At 42.0% G+C, this 23990-nt stretch carries 18 protein-coding genes; 1 reads left to right on the top strand and 17 read right to left on the bottom strand.

Going from position 1 to position 23990, the window contains the following annotated elements:
* Positions 1–143 precede the first annotated feature (143 nt).
* From LG211_RS12275 to LG211_RS12235, 9 genes are all read right to left on the bottom strand, one after another.
* Complete coding sequence (locus LG211_RS12275; RefSeq protein ID WP_269477624.1) at positions 144–1277, bottom strand: type II toxin-antitoxin system HipA family toxin; 1134 nt, start codon at positions 1275–1277, stop codon at positions 144–146.
* Positions 1261–1548 carry a helix-turn-helix domain-containing protein gene (locus tag LG211_RS12270; protein ID WP_148395820.1) on the bottom strand — a complete coding sequence of 96 codons (288 nt, stop codon included), beginning with the start codon at positions 1546–1548 and terminating at the stop codon, positions 1261–1263. The genes LG211_RS12275 and LG211_RS12270 overlap by 17 nt, the downstream gene beginning before the upstream one ends.
* A gap of 60 nt (positions 1549–1608) precedes the next feature.
* Positions 1609–3294, bottom strand: a complete 1686-nt coding sequence (locus LG211_RS12265; protein WP_269477623.1) for an amidohydrolase — start codon at positions 3292–3294, stop codon at positions 1609–1611.
* Positions 3295–3347: 53 nt separating this feature from the next.
* Entirely contained in the window at positions 3348–4544 is a 1197-nt protein-coding gene (locus LG211_RS12260; protein ID WP_269477622.1) for a metal-dependent hydrolase family protein, read from the bottom strand.
* A 352-nt stretch (positions 4545–4896) separates the two neighbouring features.
* The gene (locus LG211_RS12255; protein ID WP_148395823.1) at positions 4897–5463 is read right to left on the bottom strand and encodes a TetR/AcrR family transcriptional regulator; all 567 of its coding nucleotides are present in this window, start codon (positions 5461–5463) and stop codon (positions 4897–4899) included.
* On the bottom strand, positions 5460–5648 hold the full coding sequence (locus tag LG211_RS12250; protein ID WP_269477621.1) for a hypothetical protein: 189 nt from the start codon (positions 5646–5648) through the stop codon (positions 5460–5462). Before LG211_RS12250 ends, LG211_RS12255 begins: the two co-directional genes overlap by 4 nt.
* A gap of 10 nt (positions 5649–5658) precedes the next feature.
* Positions 5659–6948, bottom strand: coding sequence for an MFS transporter (locus tag LG211_RS12245; RefSeq protein ID WP_269477620.1), 1290 nt, complete (start codon positions 6946–6948; stop codon positions 5659–5661).
* A 40-nt stretch (positions 6949–6988) separates the two neighbouring features.
* Positions 6989–8404 carry a M28 family peptidase gene (locus tag LG211_RS12240; RefSeq protein WP_148395826.1) on the bottom strand — a complete coding sequence of 472 codons (1416 nt, stop codon included), beginning with the start codon at positions 8402–8404 and terminating at the stop codon, positions 6989–6991.
* A gap of 13 nt (positions 8405–8417) precedes the next feature.
* On the bottom strand, positions 8418–10523 hold the full coding sequence (locus LG211_RS12235) for a M28 family peptidase (protein WP_269477619.1): 2106 nt from the start codon (positions 10521–10523) through the stop codon (positions 8418–8420).
* 275 nt (positions 10524–10798) lie between these two features.
* Here LG211_RS12235 and LG211_RS12230 point away from each other — a divergent pair, with 275 nt between their 5' ends.
* Entirely contained in the window at positions 10799–12478 is a 1680-nt protein-coding gene (locus tag LG211_RS12230; protein ID WP_269477618.1) for an AraC family transcriptional regulator, read from the top strand.
* Between the two features lie 7 nt (positions 12479–12485).
* Here the strand turns inward: LG211_RS12230 and LG211_RS12225 are convergent, their stop codons facing one another.
* From LG211_RS12225 to LG211_RS12190, 8 genes are all read right to left on the bottom strand, one after another.
* The gene (locus LG211_RS12225; protein WP_148395829.1) at positions 12486–13100 is read right to left on the bottom strand and encodes a GNAT family N-acetyltransferase; all 615 of its coding nucleotides are present in this window, start codon (positions 13098–13100) and stop codon (positions 12486–12488) included.
* Between the two features lie 144 nt (positions 13101–13244).
* Positions 13245–14795: an amidohydrolase gene (locus LG211_RS12220; protein ID WP_269477617.1), complete on the bottom strand. Its 1551-nt coding sequence runs from the start codon at positions 14793–14795 to the stop codon at positions 13245–13247.
* A gap of 381 nt (positions 14796–15176) precedes the next feature.
* A complete protein-coding gene (locus tag LG211_RS12215) occupies positions 15177–16826 on the bottom strand; it encodes an APC family permease (RefSeq protein WP_269477616.1) in 1650 nt (549 codons plus the stop codon).
* Positions 16827–16992: 166 nt separating this feature from the next.
* Complete coding sequence (locus tag LG211_RS12210) at positions 16993–18966, bottom strand: FAD-dependent oxidoreductase (RefSeq protein WP_269477615.1); 1974 nt, start codon at positions 18964–18966, stop codon at positions 16993–16995.
* A gap of 14 nt (positions 18967–18980) precedes the next feature.
* Positions 18981–19580 (bottom strand): hypothetical protein, encoded by a 600-nt coding sequence (locus LG211_RS12205; protein ID WP_269477614.1) that lies wholly within the window; start codon positions 19578–19580, stop codon positions 18981–18983.
* 29 nt (positions 19581–19609) lie between these two features.
* Positions 19610–21082 carry a M28 family peptidase gene (locus LG211_RS12200; RefSeq protein ID WP_269477613.1) on the bottom strand — a complete coding sequence of 491 codons (1473 nt, stop codon included), beginning with the start codon at positions 21080–21082 and terminating at the stop codon, positions 19610–19612.
* A gap of 205 nt (positions 21083–21287) precedes the next feature.
* A complete protein-coding gene (locus LG211_RS12195; RefSeq protein ID WP_269477612.1) occupies positions 21288–23021 on the bottom strand; it encodes an AraC family transcriptional regulator in 1734 nt (577 codons plus the stop codon).
* Positions 23022–23629: 608 nt separating this feature from the next.
* Complete coding sequence (locus LG211_RS12190; RefSeq protein ID WP_148395840.1) at positions 23630–23986, bottom strand: DUF6508 domain-containing protein; 357 nt, start codon at positions 23984–23986, stop codon at positions 23630–23632.
* Between the last annotated feature and the right edge of the window lie 4 nt (positions 23987–23990).

The raw sequence follows: 23990 nt of genomic DNA, 5'->3' as shown, positions 1-23990 counted from the left end.
GTACTTAGTTCCGCACCCATTGCCTTCAATGGTCACAATGCCCCGCTTAGACATGGCTTTCAAAATCCCGGCGGTCTTCGATTTTTCCAAGCTTACTAAAGAAGCAATTTCAACCGTATTTTTTTACGCTCGAAATTGATGTCTTATCCCAGGTATTTGCCAAGACACTCCCTTACGATATCCCGAATTTCCGCTGCGCGGATTTTAGCGCGTTTGCAATCCATTGTCGCTTTTTTCGCCACGGAGAGAATGTTCTCCATGCCCGGGCGCTTTCCTTCCCCGTCAATGGTGGTAGCATGCTCGCCGCCTATGGAATTGCTGTAGGTCAAATCATAGACCGGCGCCATTTTCCAGCGCTGCTGCTGTTCATCATATAAAAATGAAACGTTTTTGGAATGATCGTCCCGATTATGCGCAAACACGTTAAAACACATGAAGCTGAACATTTTTTCTACTTCCCGCATATCGTTTGTAAGGAGCATCGTAAGCCTCATCAATTGATTGTAGTCCATGTTGGGAATGCGGTGAGATGTTTCTAGCATGCCGCTCAGCGACACCATATGGATTCGCTGTTTTCCGCTGCTCGTTTGCCTTCGGTCAAAACGTTTCGTCCCAAAATATCCGGCGCATTCTTTTGAAGCAAATAAACGTGTTTCACTCATTTCCAGTCCGCAGGCTTTGGCGCATAAGCTGTATTCATATTCCTGCAGCCCTATATCAAGGTCGTCATAAGAGGATGGAAATTTTATGATCCAGCTTTCCGAATCGATTTCAGTCAAAATCTTTGGCCTTGCGCCGCCAGAAGAACCGCCCAAAAGAAAAAGTTCATCCAGATTTCCCACAGTGTCCTGCTCCAGCAGCTTTTTACATTCCAGCGCTATCGTGTCGTAATCGTAGGGCATTACATGCGATTCAAGCATCTGCGATGGCTGATAGGACAGTGCGCCCATACCCGCATCGGACACAAACGTCAATCGATAGAAGTTACTGATTTCATCGACATTTACCTTCAATGTCTTTTTCAAATATCGGTCCACAAGCAGTCGTCCCCATCCATCAGGAAGGGAATCGGCAAAGACGCCGAATATCCCTTCAAACGGATCGTAATTTGGTAAAAAGACCTTCTTCGCAAGAGGCAGTGAAAAAGGGTTCAAGGCATATCCCGCGGACAGCCATTGGTCGCTGTATTGGAAAGCAGCCAGACCGTCCTTTGTCTCTGCCAGTGTGCCCACCTGCTTTTCGCCGATCAATACGTCCAGCTTATCGATTCTTTTCATGGATAACCTCCTCAATGGAGCGGTATTCGGTTTTTACGAAGAGTTTCTCAAAATCGCCGAGGCACTCCAGAACCATTGCCATTTTGAGAAGATGCACCAAAGAGACTTCGCCCGACTGCTCAAAGCGTTTTACAGAGCCCAGGCTCACTCCTGAACGCTCTGCAAGCTGCACCTGTGTCAGTTTCAACTTTTTTCTCCGCGTTTTGGCGCGTAACGCTATTTCCTGTTGTATTTCATATGGAGTTTTTAATAATAAAAAATTCTCATTCATAGTTAATATTTTATCCCTTTTTGCTTATTTTAGCAAGAAAAGGATCATATTTTATCTATTTTATATGAATTCTCCTTCAAACATAACTGCTTCTGGCTCGACCGTATGGATTTCTGTGTCAGGTATTTCAAAAATATTTTTATTGAGCACGATCAAATGTGCTTGTTTCCCTACTTCAATGGTACCAATTTTATTCTCAAGCCTAAGAGGTATCGCGCCAAATCTTGTATACCCTTTTATCATTTCTGTAACGCTGAGCTTTGCATTTTTGGGCGGCCTAACGCTGCCCGAGTATTTTGCAGGATCTAGCGGGTTCTCCAAATCCACCCTTGTAGCCGATATTTCCATACCAAACCACGGGTTTCCCCTATGCGCTTCACACATTCCTATAACATCGCTGCCATATGTTACGATTGCCCCTGTCTCAATCATCTTTGTGAAGTCATACATCGTATTCCAACGATCCAAGCCCAGATAGTCAATCGCCGCTTCGCCAAAATATCCTCCCGCCCAATGACACGACCAATTGATGATGATCCCAAGTTTGGCAGGCCGGACCATATCGCTGGGATGTACCAACTCACAGTGAGCAAGCTCCATATAAATCCGCCAGGTTCCGCCCGCTGCTTCAACCTGATATTTCGCTTTCTCATAGGCATTGCAGGCTGTTTGAAAGCCGCGGTCACCGACCACATGGATATGCAGATCAAGTTTCTCTTCATTCAATCGCAGTAACACATTCGTAAGCTCTTTTTCGGTCATATTTATTTTGCCGTAATTGGTTCTGGCCGAATCGTTATAGTGCGGCTCCAGTGATGCGCTGTTTCCCATTTCATTGGTTCCATCCAGGAAGAATTTCACTGTATGTATCCTTACATGTTTACTTGTATACTTTTTCTGCCATTCTCTCAGCGTTGCTATGCATTGGTCAAGCTTGCTATATCTTTTAAGAAGGCAGGTTCCTTCATAATACATATTCAACTTTCCTGCATTGTCCATATCATAGAAAAGTTTCATCGATTCTTCGCCCTCTGTAATGCCATCGAGGACTGCAATCACGCCGCAGCTTCTGAGAAAGTCAAGAAACGGAGCGACGCTTTCCTCGGTTACTTCTGTCGCTGGATGCCAGCCCAGATTTTGATAGAGCGTTTCTTCCAGCTCCTCACCCAGCAATGGTTCCTTAACCCAGCCTGTCAGCTCACCAGTTTCATCGCTTATGAAAAAGGGGACTGCCCCTGTTTCCCCTGGATTTTTCTTAATCCCCATAAGTTCTAGCGCCTTTGAATTGTACCAGCAGGCATGGTCCGTAAAATCTTGAAGCCTTACGGGACGGTCAGATACGTATTCATCGATCCATTCTTTTCTCGGACCCTTTTCATCGAACATGTCCTGCGAATAACACTCCCCAAAGAAATAGGGAACTTCGTTGACAGGATGTTCCTCGCAGTAATTTTTTACCCATGACAACAACTCGTGCATATCATCAAATACGGGCATCTGTACACGCCATCGGCTCTTTGCAACGGTTTCAGGGTGCGTATGCCCATCGATAAAACCTGGCAAGACTAGCCGCCCTTTTAAATCGATCATCTGTGTACGCTCACCTTTAAAGGTTTCGCAGCTTTCCAAAGAACCCACACAAAGAAATTTATCATTTAATACAGCAACCGCCTCCGCATATCCCTGTTTGCAATCGCTCTTACAGATATGTCCGTTATACAAAATTTTATCCGCTTGTTGTTTCATAAATCGTTTCCTCCGGATTTTTCTTTATAGTACGCGCTGCCCGCTTTATATTATTACCACGCCAGCTTCCCATGTTCGACTGCCAGCTTCCCGTCTACGATTACATACTCAATGTTGTCTTTATCCGTCAGCATCTTTATGTTTTCTACCGGGTTTTCTTTAAATAATAACAAATCTGCTGCTTTCCCTGGTTCAATGGTTCCCACTCTATGCGCCATGCCGCACGCCTGGGCCGCTATTTCCGTAGCCGATTTGATCGCCTGATCAATCGACATACCCTGTTTTATTAGTTCCTTAAGTTCTTGCATACTTTGTTCTCCATATTCACAGGCAGGTTCATACACCGTATCAGAACCTAACGCTATTTTAACGCCCTTTTTTAAGGCTAGATGAAAACTATCAATTACTTGCTTATGATATCGGCTTTTTTCTTGATCGGTGAGTAGAGTATCAGCCTCTCTGTATAAAAAAGCGTCCGGCCTGATAAGCTTTGGGGCATCGCTCCCCGGCGTCTTGACAAAATCATACCAATTGGCCAGCAAATATAATGTGGGGACCAATATGACACCCTTTTGCGACATTTCTTCCGCAAGCTTTTCGTTGAGTTCTTCACCATGTTCGATCGTATCCACACCGGCTTTTAGTGCCATTCGGATCGTCTCCTCGGTTTCACAGTGGGCGCACACCATCGTCCCTGCAATCCTATGGGCTTCTTCGCAGATCGCGTTCATTTCCTCCTGAGAGTAATGGGTATCTGTTATTCTGTCTGTGCCCCAATTGCCGCCGGTTGCCCAGAACTTTATCTGATCGGCGCCTTCTCTAAGAACCCTCCTGACATTTTTTATGCATTCCTCCCTGCCATCCGAAAGGATTGCCCAAAAATGATTCTTTTTTACAAACTCTAGCGGGAGCTGCGGGCTGTCGCAATGCCCGCCGCTTCTAGCTAATCCGGGACCGCAGGCAATCACTTTAGGTCCCGGCATAACTTTATCGTGGAAGATCCGCTTTAGATACAGCCCATTCCAGGAAATATCTCTCAGTGTAGTAAAGCCGTGCTTTAACATTTTCTGGGCTTCATAAACAGAGCGCATTGCTCTTACTTCCTTTGGCTCGCAGAGTATTTCCGTATCCCCCCAAAGGCCGCATCCTCTACCTCCTGCCAAATGGATATGCGCATCAATCAATCCGGGCATTGCATAATAGCCGCTCATATCCACTTCCCGAGACGCAGAAGGAACATAGTTAGCCATAGGTCCTATTTCTTCAATATTACCGTCATGAATCTTAAGAAACATATCTGGTTTAGCTCTATTATTTTTGCCGTTTATTATTGTTATATTTGTTAGCACATATCTACCTTCTATCATCATTTCGCCTCTTTCTATTATAAACAGTAGTACCGATCCCTCTGTCTGTTGGATAAGATCAGCATTATATCCAACTAGCGCTAATAGACTTCCTGTTGCATAGGGCCCAATCGCCGATCCAAATTTCTGTGCAAATGATACGATGGCTAAAAGTGGTCTCATCCCATATATTATTGATAATTTAGTGCATACTACCTTTAAATTGCCTTAGTATTAAGTGTCCGGCTTTTTTTATTTATCGCCACGGCCTTTTTTCATACCAGGCCCTAAGGATAGTTTTAAATATTTCCTCCTTTGGATATACGAAGTTACTTTCCGCCCAACGTCTGACGATTGCAATGCTTCCCTGAACATAATAGGGTGCTATGAATTTCCATTCTTCAGGAATTTGTTTTCTTTTCGTGTCATACAGCCATATTTCCAAGCATTTAGCTTCGAGAAATTTACTGAGCCGGCTTAAAAAACGGCTACCTCCGTTCTTTGCTAAAAACATCTGACTGATTAATGGAGATTTTCCGACATAGTCAACTATATCGCGAAACATCACTTCATATACCTGGAATGGATTGCTCACTATAATTGCGCTCAATTCATTAAATACAGCATCTTCCATTTTTTCATATAAATCATAGAGATCATAGTAATGTTTATAAAATGTTCCCCGATTGATATCGACTTTTGCGGCTAATTCCTTAACTGTAATATTTTTTAGCTCCTTGCTTATCATTAGCTCAGAAAATCCATCTTGTATCGCTTTTCTCGTTTTATGCACGCGCCGGTCATTCTTTTTTAAAGAACTCATCGGATTCTTTCACCTTTCAAATTGATCTTTGCTATTGGATGAGACATCTTGGCAGTGATATTATCATTGTCAACTGTTCCTGATACGTTGAATTTATAAGTACCATATGGAGTTTTAACATTTATCTTAAAACCGAACTCATCTCCGTTGGCTTTTCCATTAAGAATTTCCGAAGTGTTGCCCATCAATTCCTCCTTATCGAACTGCGCATTTGCTTCCTTCCGCCCTATAATATTTATTGAGCGCTCTGCCGGCCATTTTCGCGAGCATGCCGCCGATGATGCTCAATACCGCGCAAAGAATGATCATCGGAACAAAAGGCACGGATAAACCGATCTGCGGTCCGATGGCCCCAACAATGGCATAGGATATACCCATCAACCCCAAAACGGTTCCCAAATCCTTGGGGCTGTAGCTGTCTGTAATCATAATTGGATTCAGTGTTGTCATTCCGTTATATGTAAAACCCTGTATAATGCATATGGCCGCATAGGCCATAAAGCTTTCAGCTCCCAGCAGGATGAATAAAAGCAGCAGTACGCCGTCGATAATTCCCAGCAAGAAAGTCGTTTTGTACGGTCCGATCTTGTCGGATATATATCCGATGATAATACCGCCTAGGCCTGCCCCTACGCCAAAAGCGGAAACAACCCATGCCGAATCAGTTTCATTGACCTTGTATACTGCTTCCGCTAAAACAGCAATATCTGTCACCAATACATTGCCGATCATCTGCACTGCGATAATGGAAATGAATATAAGCCAAAAGGCCGGATGTGTTAAGGCTCTTTTCCACCTCATGGTTGGAAGCGCGCCCGCTTCTTTTCCCGCTATCGCCTCTGCAAGCTCCTGCTCATCGGCTTCTTTTTGGATTCTTGCCTGTAATTCCCGATTTCCCTTTGTCGGGTCATAAACCAGCATCGTCGCCGTAAAGAGAACGATGATAAAGATGATGCCTTCCGCAACCAGAACTATACTGGCCGTGAAGGCCTGGATACTGTAAGCCAGTATTGGCGCCAATATAATGCTGCCAATTCCCTGCGCGCCAAACATGATTCCCATGACCAGGCCTTTATTCTTGGGAAACAGCGCATTGATCAGGGCAACGTTGCAAATATAAACGCCGTACATCGCAAGTCCCGCCATAACTCCCTGCGCAACTACAAATACTGCGACACTGGAGGTCAGACCGCTTATGAGGATCGCCGCGCCATAAAGCACGCCGGAAGTCACTTGCACCTTCTTGATGCCGAATTTATTCATCAGCCAGCCGCCGACAATAAATGACGGGAATTCACAGAACATGGTCACGGTGTATGCCATAACGATCTTGTTGGGGGACCAACCGTGCGCTTCCTGGAGCGTACTGACGAAAACAGCCAAAGCGTAAATTGACGTTACCGCCAGTTCCATTACAATAATCATGCAAAGGCTCAGAGCCTTCTTTCCTCTTGGGGCTTCCAGTTGTATGTTTAACGCTTCCATTTTCTCCTCCTATCCGGCCCCTCTGCAGGCCCTTTGACTACTATACGGACTCCATCAGCTCCGCAAACATCAGCCCAATCGGCTGTAGCCAGTCCTTCATGACCCGCTCAGGGGTGTCGCTTGGATGAAACAAATAAGCAGGACTGCTCACCATGCTGACGATTTTGATTCCCGCCATTTCAAACAAGTGAGCGTCAGAAATCACATTGCCCTCTGTATAATCTTCCTCTTCTTGGTGATCTACTGGCATAACCAGCGTTTTGTCAATGTCGTATTTGGCAATAGCCGCGCAAGTATCCGTGAGGAGCTGAGGACTTTCTGTGCTGGCGTATACAATTTTCGGAACGCCTTCTCCAGTTTCAACGAACTTTCCGTCCTCAATATAAGCGTCCTTTCCGATATGCTCGATCACAAAGTCATAGGTAATGTTGTCGCCCCGTTTACTTCTTTCCTCAATAAAACCTTCATGCCCGCAGTAGTCTGTAAAATGCGAGTCCATTGCAGCAAACATATAAGTTTTTCCGCTCTTTTTATTTCCCGGCGCAGCAAAGTATTTTGCAAGCGCCAGCACTTCCGACATTCCTGAAGCGTCCTGAACGCCGCCCGCATAAACAGCGTCGTGATGAGAGTGGGCTAAGACGATTTCATCGGATTCTCCTTTAATGATGCCTTTTACATTCAGTGCGTCCCGATATTCATACCTGCTTTTCATCTGCATGCCGCCCTTTAAAACGTCTTGTTTTTTAAACTTTTCTTTCAATCGTTCCCCATCGCTTTTGGAAATCCACATCCCCGGTAATTCCATATATTCGATGCCCATTTCCTCTCCGTAAAAGGTGTAATCCTCGCTGTACCAGTCCGGCTCATCCACATAATCCTGTAAAATTCCGACAAAACCTTTCGCACCTTTTAATTGGGCGTAAAAGTAGTTGTAGGGCCAGTTATTAGGCGAGTAAATATCCAGCACAGGCTTGCTGTCTGCCAGTTTTCCCTCTGGATCATAGATCAAATCTTCGTCTATCATCTCGGCAAAAGCCGCAAGCGGCAGATATCTGAAATGAATATCACAGATGACAATTTTGCCGGCCACATCGGCTTTTTCAAAGTCTTCTTCAAGGCCGTCTCCTAAATAAACGAATTCTTCTTCACTCCTTGCGCTGCCAAAGGAAAAAGTTCCTTCTTCCGCCCTTCTGTTGGTACCGTTTGCAAACATGGTATTGAGGCGCTCTCCATCAACCGACAGGCTGCACTGATCCACATACATGCACATGGATGGGACTTTCTCGATCTCCACTTCTTCCAGACCGAATTCGATAAATTTATTTCTGATATATTCAGCAGACTTGCGGCTCTCTGGCGTCCCTGTTTTGCGGTGTCCCCATTGGCACAAGTCCTTTATCCAGGAAAACATCTCTTCACTATTTGAAAACTTGCTTTTATCAATTGTCTTTAACATCGTTACACCTCCCTCAACCCTTCATCTTTTTAGTTATTCCATAAAGTTTTTCGGCTGCAGCCGCCATGCACTGGCATTCTCTTTCCAGCGCTTTCATCGCGCAGGCCATTTCCGATCCAATCGCTTCGTAAAGCAATTCAATTTCTTCATCAAAATCACTTGCCTCCTGTGCAGCCTTTGCTTTCAAGCGATTCATAAGATCATATAAAGCCAAACAGGATGTTTCCTTGCCGGATGCCCAACTTCTTCTATCCGCATATTCCTCCCCGGCAATTTGCTTTTGGAGTTCGTCAATGATTTTTTCGCTAAAATATAACGACTTCTCACAGATATCCACCATGATCAAGCATTCTTCCAACGCTTCTTTTGCACAGCCGTTTTGCAGGTATTCAACAGCTCCTGTCATAAAGGCGATCGTTTCCATATGCTTTAAGCTCCCTATATAGATCAGTGCGCCGCCGGATGTTACCCTATCGAGCTCTCTCTGAAAAAGATCATAAACAGCCAGAGTCTCTTGATTGACTGCTGCTGCCGCCGCAAACGTCTCTCTTTGCTCCGCTTCGGTAATGGAATTGTCCAAAGCTATTAGATAGGCTTCGTTTTTCGCTTTTAATTCCGTTAGGAGCTCTTTGGCCGCTACGTCTAATCTGTCAAGACAGGCGATGATCTTTGTTGTTTCGATTCCATTTTCTTCTAGTTCAGTAAAGTCCACATAATCTCGATACCTTGCCGTCTGTTTTGAAAAGTCGAATTCTTCATAAGGCAGCTGATCCAGATAAATTCCCAGGCCGCCGTAGAATCTGCCATTGTCCGCAAGGGCGCCGGGCTCGAAGATTTCCCAGTTATCCTTATTGGAGTGGTCCCTTCCGCAATAAGGGGAAGTCGGCGGTTCCAGCATCTGCTCGGACATGGAATCATTGGTAAAAGAAGGAATCCCCGCAGATGTATACGCCACTGCGTCGCAATAGGTCACGGCCGCCGCCTTTTCTGAACTGACCGACTCAGCAATCCGCTGAAAACCGCCTGTCAATTTTGGCGCGTATTCTTTATAGGAGTCCACGGTTATTTCACTTCCTATGGTTGTCATTGTATCAAGGGCGTTTAATTTCAACGCCGTATATTCAAAGTTGATCTGCGCTAAGGTTTTTCCTGTCCACTGCGGGCGGAGCTTGTGGGTAAGCGTCGTCGCGCCGTGCAGGTAAGAATATTTACTGTTTATAAGGCCGCATTCGTGGCTGCCATGAAAGGCGAAAATAATCGTTCTCTTCGGTTTATAGCCGGAACCCATGATGGTTTTAGCGATTCCAAGGACCGTCGCGCAGGATGCCATATTGTCCTGAAGGCATCGGAAGAAATGATCCAGGTGCGCGGTATATACAATCTGTTCATCGGATATTGAGCCTGGAATTTCTCCGACTACATTATAGGTTACGCCTCCGTCCGGAAGAAAATCCGCATCGACCGCTATCTTGAGCGTCAGATCCCTCTTGGCGGAAAGCAGCTCTTTCAGATAGAGAGCGTCCGCTTTGCTTATGCCCAGCACCGGCACTGTCGGCACCATTCTCGGGAACTGCACCCTTATCGTGTTTTCATCAAGAATTTCCTTTGTCGCATAGATAAGCAGCGCTTTCGCGCCGTGCAGGATTGCTTCTTCTATCTGCTCCGGCAGATTTTCACTGGCCAGACCGCCCATATCTTCGATCAGCGCAATCTTGCCTTTCAAGTTGGCGTTTTCACATTCCTCTTTTGTCGCTTTGCCTGCATCCACAAGCCGTGCGGTAATTCCTTCTTCATTCGTTCCCGGAGAGGCGTATCCAAACGGCTTTATTTCCCGCTCTCCTTGTTCAGCAGGAATACCGCTAATCTGTACCTTCGCATCGTTGAATTGATATCTACAGGTGGGGACTTCTAACAGTTCCACTTTTTTTACACCGATCTTTTTCAATTCCTCTGCTATATAGTTTGAGCCCTCATGCTCCGCATCACTGCCGCAATGCTTGCCACCAAATTGGGGATTATCCCCAATTTGGGCGTACTCTTTGACAAAATTCACTTGATAATCCAGGTCTATAAAACTGCAAAATCCACCAATTTCATTTAATAGGGTTTGGCTCTTCATCGCTGGTCTCCTTTCGTTGATTGGGTTCGTTCCATCTATAAATATTATAATCTTTTGAAAATTTATTTTAATGGTTATTATGCTTAAATATAATTAAAACCATATATAATATCGATCTTTTGATAATTCTCATCTTTATTTTAAAGAAAAATCATATTTCAACATAAATCTATGCCACAAGAACACATAACCCCGATTTATGAATTGCAATCCGGTACGATGCTGCGGTATAATCATTTTAACCGTATGAGAATTTTTAGAAGCAGGTAATGGAAATGGACACAACAAATAATGAGAACGCTCCCGTATACATGAAGCTCAATGACAGTTTTAATCAGATGCACTATCACAATGAACTGGAAATTATCTATGCTTTACAGGGAGCAGCCGATTTACTAATATCAAATACAACCTACCCCCTCAAGGAAGGTGATCTGCGCATCCTCAATATCGGCAATATACACAGTATCAAACCCCAGGACAAAGGTTTCAAATATGTGTCGCTTTTTTTTGATATGCATTTTTTTAATCAATTCATTCCCAATATTGAGTTTACTTTTTTTGAGTGTGTGCCAAATCGCGACCTTGGCGGTAAAACTGAAAAGTATGTGGATATTTTGTATTCCGTTTTCTGGAATATAATTAGGCAGCTGATTTCCAGCAGTGAGCCAAAATCCGGGACTGAAAGCAGAAAAGAAATCATGGAGCAAGCAACCGCCATGCTAATCGAGCTTCGCAACTGGTTTACTCTCATGAATCAGGTCATTGATACAAAATCGAAAAACGATGAACGCATATGGATTATTGCCGACTACATATATGATCATTATAAGCGCAAGCTGCTGCTTTCCGAAGTGGCGGAGCATGTGTTTTTCACACCGAACTATCTTTCTCATTATGTGAAAAGCGTTACCGGTTTCAGCTTTCAAGAGTTGGTCAATTTTATACGTTCCGAAATGGCCCTGAAATCACTGATCGGCACAGATGACAGTATCTCTAAGATCTCGGATGAGTGCGGGTTTTCCGAACCCAGGTATTTTAACAGATACTTTAAAAGGTTCTATGGTATTACGCCCCGTGAATATCGGCAGCAATACGGGTTTATGCGTTTATCCGAACCAAATGGTGGCACAACGGCTTTTGACTACAGCCAGGTCAGTGAAGAGGATAAAAGCCTTCTTACCTATCATATGGAGAAATATAGTTCCCACAGCGCGTCTCTCAATCCCAAAGCGCTCCACATCTCCCTCGATATGGCGGCGGGCGTAAACCATGCAAAGAAAAAGGCCCCCTTATGCATCCGCCTTGATAAGAGCCATTATATCTATAACCCGGCAAAGTACAAACTGCTGAAATCAGCCATTGATCAACTGGCGGTTAAGCATTTATGGATCGACGGCCTAAGCGAGCTGTCAAAAGAAGTATTGCAATCAATCTATGATATTTCCGCTTCTTTAGGCTGCAAGCTCCTAAAAGAGCCACAGGCCGAAATTCGCTGCCGCGCTCTGACGGCATTGTTTGATTCCAACGGGATTAAAACGCCTGAATTTTATTTCGACTTGTTTTATGCAATGATGGGTACTTCTGTTATTGAGGAAGGAACTTCTTTTTTAATTACCGGGGACTCGGAAAATTTAGAACTGCTGATCTGTAATGATCATGATTACAAGCTCGATATAAACATCGTGATTGATAACTTAAAAAAACAAACCTATATAAAGTCGGAATTGCATTTATATTTGCGGAAGTTTTACGAAAAAGAGAGCAGTCTTAAAGACTTGGAACAATTTTACGATTCTCATCAAATCGCCGTTTTAAGAGAAATGAACGCGCCTGAAACGCACTGTGAGAAAATAGAAATCATGAGCAGGCTTCATACGATTGATTTTACTGCTCCGCCGAATTCCGCGGCTCTGATTATGCTGCATACCGCTCGTTCCCACGATGAAGCATAAAAGTCCATCATCCTAATACTTTACTATATAAAAGACAGGTGAGATTAACTGCTTTGTCCCCTATTTTCAGTTCAACCGCTTTTTCTCCGGCGCGTGTAAAGCCTCTACGCTCATAAAATTGATAAGTACAGGCATTGTCCGTATATAAATAAATTTTTTTTCCTTTTTCCCTGCGCTCCAGCTCCTTGAGCAGCAAGCTCCCGATTCCCTTTATTTTCAATTCCGGGTTTGCGGCCAGGAAAAGGATTTCACCATCCGGCGCGTTTCTCTTTTGATATTGGGAAAACAGTTTTTTATTCGCCTCATCATAGACGTCAACCCCGCCTTTGGCATAAAGGTTCTGTAAAAAGTCAAAGACCTTCACATAAAGCCGTTTCCAAAAGGAGCGGTATTTTCTATCCCCGCCCTTAATTTCAGCCAGTAACACTCCTGCAAGTTCACTGCCTTCATAGGCCGCGATGATTTGTGTGGCACGAGTCATTTCCAAGTACCAAAAATATCGGCCGTATAAATTCAGCACCCAGGAGCTTTCCATATACCAGTCAAAGTGCATCCCTGTTATGGCAAATTGTATCGCTTTTTGATAGTCCTTTTTTTCCAGCTCTCTGATTTCCAATTTCATTTCCCCCTTGGCCGCGCCGTTGACAATTTTGATTTTCGATCATACAATTGTTTTGACGTTACAAGTGTATCATCACAAAAATAGACTGTCAATATAACCGCGGTCGGAGGAAACAAAAGATGAGAATTTGTAATGCTAAATAGTTCAACTGCATTCATAAACGATGCGCCCATCCAATATTGTTTTACTTACCTTAATATCATCGATACAGGTTTCATCCAGTTTCTTGTCAAGAATAACCATATCCGCGAGATATCCCGGAAGTAATTTACCTTTTATATTTTCATCAAAAGAGCCATATGCTCCGCCTGAGGTGTAAATTTCAAATGCGTCATAAATATCGATTTTTTCATTTTCATTAATCAATTGTCCGGATTTACTTTTTCTATTAATTGCAGATGCAATCGCCTTGAGTGGATTACAACTGCAAACAGGGCAATCAGATCCAAACCCCAACTTTAACCCTTTGCTGTAAAGTGAGTTAATGCGGAACAATCTGCTGTATAAGGTTTTATCAATTTTTTCATATATCGCATCACCCGTATCGAATAAGAATATTGGATTCAAAGCAGAATAAATACCATATTTCTCAGTATCAAAAATGTTTTCATCACTGGCCATCCCATAATGCTCGATCCGCCACCTCTTATCATTTCCCTTCGTCAAATACTTTTTATAGGAAGAAATAACAAAATCAACAGCATGATCTCCCAACGCGTGAATTGCAAGTTGTTTCTGGGTTGCCAATGCGGCTTTCATATATTGATCTATTATTTCTTCTGATATTGTCAGCATCCCATAATTATTTGTTTCTTTATAAGGTTTGGTAATTGCAGCAGTACCGCCCCTTAAGGAACCATCGGCAAAAGTCTTAATTGTGCTTACTTTAAAAAAATCATGATAGGTCTCCCGATCCATCAAAAGTGAATTTGCATCCAGCATATCGTTTTTCATATCCTCACTTCTTTGATATGGGAGAAATAGATTGATTCTTATGGGAAGGTTATCTCTCTTTGCAAGTTCACGATATACATGTCCTTCTTTCCTGTATAAATTACTACTATCTGAACAAGAATCATGAACACTGGTGATTCCCATTTCATGTAAAAAAGGCGCCATATCCATCAGACAATTTTCTATTTGTTTTTCACTTGGCTCCGGAATATCTCTATAAACAGCATCTACCGCATATTCATATAAAATCCCGTTCAATTCTCCGTTTTCATTTTTACCAAACTCACCTCCGTCAATAAATGATTCAGAGGTTAACTCCCTTACCTCCATCGCCTTACTGTTGATATATGCGATATGGCCTGAGACATGAATAATAAAAATCGGAATATCTTTTGACACTGCGTCCAGATCATTTTTAGTTAAATGTCTTTTATCACGAATCGTTTCATGATCGTATTTTTTACCAACGATCCAACCATTATCGGATGCTTTTTCAAGTAAATGATCTGTAATAGCATTGATAGAATTATATTTACTGCAATCAAAATAGAGCGGTGCATATATCATCGGTCCAAGATGCATATGAGCATCTATAAATCCCGGGACTACTGTTTTACCGGAAAGATCGATTATTTCATGGTTGTTTGCTTTTGCATATTCAATGATTTCCTTATCCGATCCTGTGCGACTAATTCGATTATGATCAATAGAAATAGCGGAACATTTTTTTCTGTTATCCATAGTCCAAACATCTCCATTGATGTATGAAGTTTTACACATCATATTACCTCCCTGGTATGAGCAATTTTATCACTCTTTCTGTGTATAGGATGAAACGCCTCAACTCCAGTAGCCTCCATTGTGAAGTTGAGACGCTTTCATTCCTATTTATTATAATACAGGAAATATCGAATGCGTGGCATTTCCTGTATTTCAAAAAAGTTCACCTTCTGAAAGTGAGCGCGAAACGCGAATAACGTTTCCGAAGGAAACTTTTTTATAGTATAGGAAATATCGCCTTTAGGGATGATGCGATATTTCCGTATACTTCAAAAAAGTTTACCTTGTGGAAGTGAGCGCGAAGTGCGAATAACGTTTCCGGAGGAAACTTTTTTATAAATCTTATAACCCGAACTTTAAGTTCTTAGGCCTTTTATCCTTGGGATCAATGACTTTATCTAAAATTAGAAGTAGAATTGTTATACATGCAAAGGCAATACTCGTATATAAGATACCTTGCAGTATAAAATCATATGCGCCGGCAAAACCATATTTGTCCGCATAGTACTCTGGCCCCCATGAGCCTTCATAAAGAGGAATAAAAAAGTATGCAATTATTCCCAGGACTGTGAATACGCCAAACATTTTTGCGAATCTACCGAGGTCGCCATAAGCAAGTTTTGTTACAGGATTAATAGGATGTCCTACGGAGTCAATTTTTGTTAAGCCGCCGCATATTCTTTTAATAAAAATGTACAGCACCGACATTAAGCATATTCCCACCATTCCACCCCAGAAATAGTTAGCGCCGTTGACTAACACCGCAAAGAATGCAACTAAAAATCCAGGAATTACAACTAAAAGATAAACTCCCATACCGCCAGGTATTTTAAAAGGTCTTTCCATATCAGGTTCCTTAATTCTTAATTGAAAACCGGATATCCAGATCAGAATGTAGTCAACCATAAGGAACGTAACTTTTACAGTGACAAGGGCGCCGAAACTAAATTGAGCCCCGATCAGTGCAAAAATACCAATTGTGATTATAGAAGCAATCGGAACACCTTTTGATTTGCTTACTTTTGACAATATTTTAGGAGCTAAGTGGTCTTCAGAAATAGCATAAAGTCCTCTTGAGATTGCCATTATTGAAGTGTTAAACATGGCACTTTGCGAAATAAAAGCAATTATTGCAAATAAGGATGCTGCAAAAGGTATTACCAATCCCGCAACAGTTGCATAGTTTACAGAATCTGCTGACCAGCTCTCCCATTGTCCCACTGCAGCAAGTCCTGACATTGTAGGCAATATATAGAGTATCATGCTAAGCGGAATAACGATCAGTATTCCTTTCCAGGCAACCGATCTGTCTTTGCAATCTCCTGCCAGAAAAGAAACGGATGTAAACCCGGAGTACACCCATAACCCAATAGCAATTGATTCGGTAAAACTGCCGAGCGGACCGGCTTTTTCATTGAAAAACGGTTCAACGGGATTGTGGTTCCAATGCATGAATCCAACTATCGCCACAAATACAAATGCTGCTAATACGACAAGTGATAAAATCGTGGTTACCCTGCCAGCCTCTTTTATGCCCCTTAAATTGAGTACTGTAAAAACAATGATTAATGCCGCTTTAAATAAATAGGTTTGAAGGTCATCCATTGGCACAAGCATTTTAAGATAATCTACACCCAAAACTACAGGTATGGCAATGCCTAAATAACCTCCTAACACTCTGCACCATCCAGCGGTAAACCCCCAAAACTCACCAAGACCGCGCTGTATCCATTTGTAAAATCCACCGGTATACGGCATAGCGGATCCCAATTCAGCCGCTACCAAAGCCTGGGGCGCCGCCCAGAAAAAGGGCAAAAGCAGTAATATCACCAACGCCAAACCGGGGCCACTCGATGCAACCAATTCTTCAATCCCAAAACAACCACCACAACAGTAACTAAACGCTATGAATACGAAAGTAAATAAAGAAACATCTTGCGCCTTTATTTTACTATTATCAAGTGTATTCGCCCTCTGAGCACTATTACTCATATCGTTACTCCTTTCTACTAAACACTTAATTCTATCATAATAATAGAATTATGATTTAACTATTAATTCTAAACGAAGTACGTTTTTGTTATAACTTGCGAGCCACGTCGCAGCAAGTTTCAGTGTTTTTTACCTTGCGGCGAAGCCGTATTCAATGGTAAAAATACTATAATTCTCTAGCTATTTCATAAGCATCCCATATTGCGTACATAATGTTATGAACTTTTCTGGAGTCACCGACGTGATATACAGGAATGTCCAGCTCTTTTATTGAATGATAAAGATTATCATTTTCTCTATAACCTATGGCTGAAATAACCGTATCAGATTCAAGTTCTTTTACTTCCCCTTCGGATTCCACAGTAACTTTATTGAAATCAACCGACAATACTTTTGTGTTCTCCATAACACTCACTTTATTATGTTTAAGCATGTCTTCGAGCATAAAATAATTCATATGAGGGAGGTTGTGCAGCCTCCCTGACAGCATTTCCACAATCGTCACTTGAAAACCTTTCTGGGATAACCATAATCCGGTTTCGCACCCCACAAGCCCGCCGCCTATAATGATTACTTTTTTCCCAACGTCTACTTTTCCAAGAAGGACTTCGTCCGCTGTAGGAATATCTTTGACACTGCCGAAATTATGCTTTATTGGAGTGGAACCCGTCGCTGCAATGACCCCATCAACCTTTAATGATGCTAAATCCTCTTTACTGACTTCTTTGTTCAGTTTTATATCGACATTAAGTATTTTTAGCTGGACTTCATACCATTCGATCAACCGTTTATCGAATCGCTTGAAATGCGGAACACTTCCCGGAATCAGATTGCCGCCCAGCTTATCATTTTTTTCGTACAATGTAACAGAGTGTCCACGTTCGGCAAGTACTCTTGCGCTTTCCATTCCAGCCACACCGCCGCCGATAATGGCAAATGATTTTTTCCGATTGATTGGCACCAGTCCATAAATTTTCTCTCTTCCACATGCCGGATTTACAGCGCAGCAGATCGGTCCTTTCGAAATGTGTCCAAGACAGCCTTCATGACAGCCTAAGCAAGGCCGGATCTCATCTAGCTTTCCTGTACGCACCTTTTCCGGGTACCAGGCATCGGCTAGCAATTGCCTCCCAATTCCAATAATGTCGCAGCAGTTTGTTAAAGCCTCGATTGCAAGATTCGGGTTTTCCATACGGCCGGCGAGTATAACCGTTGTATCCACATGTTGCTTTACAAGTTTTCCAAATTCTCGATACATGCCATCTTCAAAATACACAGGCGGATGATTCCAGTACCAAGAATCATATGTCCCGGCATCCACATTCAAGGCGTCATAACCCGCTTCAACAAGAATTTTCGCCGCTTCTATCCCCTCATCGATATCTCTTCCCGCCTCTTTAAAGCTTTCTCCCGGCAAAGCTCCCTGGCGCAATCCCTTCATCATGCTTTTCAAACTGTACCGCAGCGATACAGGATAATCCGAGCCGCACGCTTTTTTTATATCCCTGACAATATCAGTTGCAAGCCTGAGACGATTCTCTAAACTGCCGCCATATTCATCCGTTCTTTGGTTGAATAAAGCGATTGCAAATTGATCCAACAGATAGCCCTCATGAACGGCATGTATTTCAATGCCGTCAAAGCCAGATTGTTTGCTTATTACAGCCGCTTCAACAAACTTCTGTATCAATTTTTGAATTTCCTCAGCCGTCATTTCCCGATGCTCAATCATGGGGTCAAACCGGTTGGTATTCTTTGACGGCGCAATGTATTTTCCGACACGCCCGGGCATTGCACTTCGTCCCATACCGCCTGTCAACTGAATAAAACATTTCGTATCATGGGCATGTATTCTGTCATTCATCTGGTTCCCTGCGTGAATGAATGCAGTCGGGGAAAAGGTTGGGCTGGGCAATCTTGATCGATCTATTTTTTCAGTCTCAAGATCTACATTACATAGCCCCGTAATGATAAGCCCTATTCCTCCACGGGCCCGTTCAACATAATAGTCTTGCAGTCTCTGACTGAATGCGCCATTTTCATCAGCATAACCTACCGGGCCCATAGGAGCCATTGACAGTTTATTTTTAATTGTTACAGTGCCAATATTAGTTGGCGTAAATAACTCCGAATAATACATCTTCGTATCCTCCATTATCTATTTAACGATTTCGGTTCTTGAGCAGCTGCCATGGAAGTCTTTTTACCTCGAACACCATTTGCCATTATCATGCCGGAAAGCTTTTCGGCGCCGACCAGCATTAAAACAATAAAGCCTCCGCCAATCAATTCTACTCCGAGCCACATAAATATATTTGTTGCAGGCATCGTTGAAAGATGCCCATTTAAAGCCAGCGCTGCAACCAGAAAAAACATGAACGCGTAACTGTTAAAGACGGAGCCAGCCACATCTTTCATCAGTATGATACACGACACGAAAATCAAGACATATATGATCTTCGATTGAAACAGTGCATCTGCCGCATAGTCGTGAATATCTCCGCCTAACAGAGGAACGACCAGCTTATGCCATTGTTCGATAATGAAAGCATTCAAAATGCCGAAAGCTCCGCCGGCAAGAATGGGCACTGCGGATTTCGTGTCCTGATGGTTGACAAAGAAAAGAACCATGCACATCATAGCCGGCCAAGCCGGGAAACCGAGGATTTCCAATGTATATTCGGCTGCAAGAATAACGAGGAGGGTAAACGCCAGCTTTATTAATTTTTGTTTTGTAAAAATTCTTTTTATCATTGTTTTTTTGATTCCTTCCGGATTATTTTTTATGAATCGATTAATCCGATGACGCCCATTTGTTTTTTCGATAACTGCATTGCTTTATTAATAATGCCTGCAAAAGTCAGTCCCACTTTCTGAAGATCATCAACCGCAACCATATCTGGCTTATCGGACGGATGGAAGATATACATCTGCGGGCTGACCACACTTATAACCCCTGTACCGGCTTGGTGGAAAGGATAGGCATCGGAAATTATTTCATCCGGCGAGAATTCATGATCATCAGGTCTGACTCTGGTTTTGACCGCAGGAACATAATTTATCATTGATCGCGTTAACTGATTCTTTTCTACCTCATTGATCGTAATTTCCATCAAAATCTCACTTCCGGATACATATAAATTTCTTAAATCCGTATAGCCGGTTAAGGCAGCGTTGTTGTTTTCATCCAGCTCAACTTCTTTACCGATATGTTCAATAGATACATCGAGTATGATATCCTGATTATTCTTTTTTCTTTGTTCAATGAAAGCTTCATGTCCTACATAGCTTTCATAATGCGTGTCCGTTGCTGCAAACATCAATGTTTTTTGTCGTTCTTCTTTGCCAAACTGCGAGAAGTATTGGGCTAAGGCAATCACTTCTGACGTTCCTGAACCATCCTGCACAGCACCTTCGTAGACTGCATCATGGTGAGAATGAACCAGTATGATTTCATTTGATACACCAGGCAATATGCCGGATACGTTGCGGGCCTCTTTTTCCGAGCTGATCGTGTCCATGATAATATTTGCGGTTAATGCTCCTTCGTGTATCATCGATTTGATCTGTTTGCCTGTTGATCGGCTGACCCATAAGCCCGGAATATTCATCGAGTCGATACCAAATTCTCCGGAAAATTCCAGATAGTTTTCATTATAGTATTCACAGCTGTCAAAATAATCGGCTAAAATTCCTATGAAGCCTGCGGCTCCTCCTACCTGCGCGCGAAAATAGTTATACGGCCAATTATTCGGGCTAAAGATGTCGGAACGCCTCCTGGGTATATCCATCGTACCTTCAGGGTCATATACATAAGGTTCGTTTCCCCGTGATTTTTTTTGTTCCAACCTGGTTCTGTCATCGCGGTTTTGGAATCTTATATCACAGACAACGATTTTGCCGCGGATATCAATATTCTCAAAATCTTCCTGCCAGCCTTCTCCCAGATAAATGAGTTCTTTATCGATACCGTTCTCACCCAGCGTATTTCTGCCAGGTTTATTGCTAACAAATGTCCCGTTTATGTAATAGGAGGGAATTACTTCATTTTCTATTTTCAGCTCCCATTTTTGAGGTTCGTTGATTTCACATTTGACTTTTTCAATCGTCACATCTTCTAGTCCAAAAGATTCAAATTTATCTTTTATGTATTCTGCGCTTTTCCTGCCTTCAGGAGTACCTGTCTTTCTATGCCCCCATTGTGTGAGGTCTTTAATCCAAGAGAAAATTTCTTCATTTGTTGCAAATTTTTTCATTCTACTTCATTCCTTTCTCGCTAAAAAGCAATCAATAAAGCATTAACCATCAAAGCTTATTTCAAATTATATCTTTCCAGGATTGAAATGAAAGATGTTATGATACGCAAAAAAAAATATGGTCATCGGCAACCATACTTTTGTAATTATCAGACGATTGTTTTTTTCAAAATAACACCAAATCCGTATTGGGGAAAACACCTTTTCACATATGAGCAGAATCATCAATCAGTTTTAACGTGATGAAACGGATGGAATTATGGGTCTCTGGGACAGCCATTTTATATATCGTACTTTTAGGAGAAATCGTATCGAGTAAAACATCAGGCATGTTCATTTCATTTACGATACCAGATTCTCTATGCGACAATCTTTTATAAACAGATTCGAATTTGTCAAGCTCATCATAGAATTCCGAACAATGGTCAACGATGAAGTCTATCCGATCATAGTTTAATTTAATCAGTCCCTTGATGCCTATTATTGTATCCTTGTTTACAAAACCCCCCTTTTTCTTGTTAAAAAAATCATTTACAAGGATTTGAATTTCTTCTTTATTACCTGAAATCATGTAATTATCTGCTTTCATAAGGATCACCTCGTTCAGCATGGAACAGAATTGTCTGTAATAAAAATATGGGGTCTTAATACCCTGCTTCGTAAATAATCCCTTGGTTTTATTTTGAGCGCTGCAAAACAAAGCTGTCTTTTCGATTGATTTCTTAGTTGGTTCTATTATTAATACACATTCTAAACTTTCAGCAATATCTTCCATCAAAATTCTGTCTTTTTTACTTATTTTTTTGGTTGCAGTCAAACAGATCTCACAGATCTCTAATTTATCTACCGATTCTCGGATTATTTTCTGATTCCTTATACTGTATAAATCTTCGTAGTCATCCAGGTATATGCTTTTTTCTTTATCAATAGAGTATGTCTCATGCGCATCCAGATCGACCAGCAGGTTTTCCTTAAGTTTATGTACACTGTTTTTTCGGCTGGCATACTTTTGAATATTTTTTCTGATCAGCTCCAGATCCTCTTCTGAACTATTGTCAAATGTAATTTCTTTAAACATTGAGGATGTTTTTTCGAATTTATCTTTTCCATATTCATTACGGTATTGCTTTGGGGAAACATTATAGTACAGTTCAAAATATTTTTTAAAATACTTCGGTTCGGAGAAACCGCATTCCTGTGAAATTCTAGTGATACTTTTATCCGTACCGATCAGCATTTTGAGCGCATTTTCTGATCTGATGAAGTTTAACAGTTCTTTATAACTGGTGCCTGTGACTTTTTTGATATAATGGGAAAGATAATTGGGCGACAAATATACATAATCTGCAATTTCTTTTATTGTTAATTTCCTTTCACAATTGTCATAAATATACTCCATAATGACCCATAACTTATCCAGTTGTTCCTCACTAAAGTCTTCTTTGATTCTACTATTATATAATGGGAACCAATTACGGAGGTTCGTAAGAATCAATATTGCCTGTTGGTTTATATATTGCCGGTTTATATCCGAATTGAAAATATCTTCATCAAAATAGTATTTAATAATGTTAAAATAGCTTTCTTTTAAGTCTGCAAGGTAGCTTTCTGTTTTACCCCCAAGTTTTTCATTTGGAGCACACTGAAAAAAAGTATATCCAATATCCGGAATAAACTGATTAAAATAGGGCATATGAAAGTATAATGATAAATATTTAAAATCTTTGCCGTCAGGTTTCAGCCGATGTACATTGTCGAAATTGATGATTCTAAGATCTCCTTTTTTAATATTATAAGTCTTATTATGAACAAGTAGCTGTGCGGTTCCATTCAATACAAAGATTATTTCAAGCTCATCATGATGATGGAGTTCGTCTAAATTATCATTAACATTTAACGCTACAGGTAAATCGATAAATTTTTCTTTTAAGTTTTTCATCGCATTCCTTAAGATATTTTCTGTTAACACTTTTTTAACTTAGCAGTCTAATTATATCGCACAATCATTTTATGAACAAGGCCTATAAACCATTAACTCACGGCTTACACAGGCGCATAATGATTGCTATAGGAATCTCCATTTCAATACTGATGTTTGTGGCACAATCGTGATGATGCGAGGCCACAAAATCTCATCCTTCCTCATTTCTCGATGGATGATACTTGGGTCAAAGCGGTTTCCCTGCTCGGACGGGACGACCGCTTTTGACACAAAGCCAGGCAGCGCGCTCCTCCCTAGACCCTTCTTTTATTATAATTGCCTCGCGGCTATCATCGCAATTTCCGCAAAAGCCATACCAAAAGGCTCCAAGGCGTCTATTGGGATACGATTCGGTTTATCTGACGGATGATAGATATACATTTCCGCCGCTACCATGCTGACTACCGGGATGCCCCATTCATTCAATAAAAGCGACTTTAAACTTGATATAAAGATCGCCATTGATAACTTAGTTGTTCGGCCGCCTGCAGCGCAATTTTAACGAAAGCTTTACCCCGCCGGCCCTATCGAGAACCGGCGGCAATCATCCATCAATCTAGCCAGCTTTACAGCACTTCCAGCCTCTCCAAAACCCGCACAAAATATCCGCTGGCAAACAATTCTTCCAAATGCCCGCCCAAGAACCGATCAAAGCGAACATGAGCAGTCACGATCTTGCGCAGAAACTCCAAGTCGGCCTGATCCAAAAGGGCCGGATCGGTGATGTCCTTTAAATCCGCTATCCAGCTCCCATAATCGAACTCAGCCACAAAGCCGGTTACATCCAGCGCCGTCAAAAAGCTGCGGTAAATCGTATTTTCATATATGTCCTGCATGTCTTCTGTATGCAGATTCATTTGCAGCGGAGCCAGATAAGCCAGCAGCTCCTCTTTCCTCGTTCTATCAAATTCAAGAATATCCATATTG

The organism is Hominibacterium faecale, from assembly GCF_020734085.1.
Lineage (GTDB): Bacteria > Bacillota > Clostridia > Peptostreptococcales > Anaerovoracaceae > Hominibacterium > Hominibacterium faecale.
This window is presented reverse-complemented; position numbering and strand designations above follow the sequence as displayed.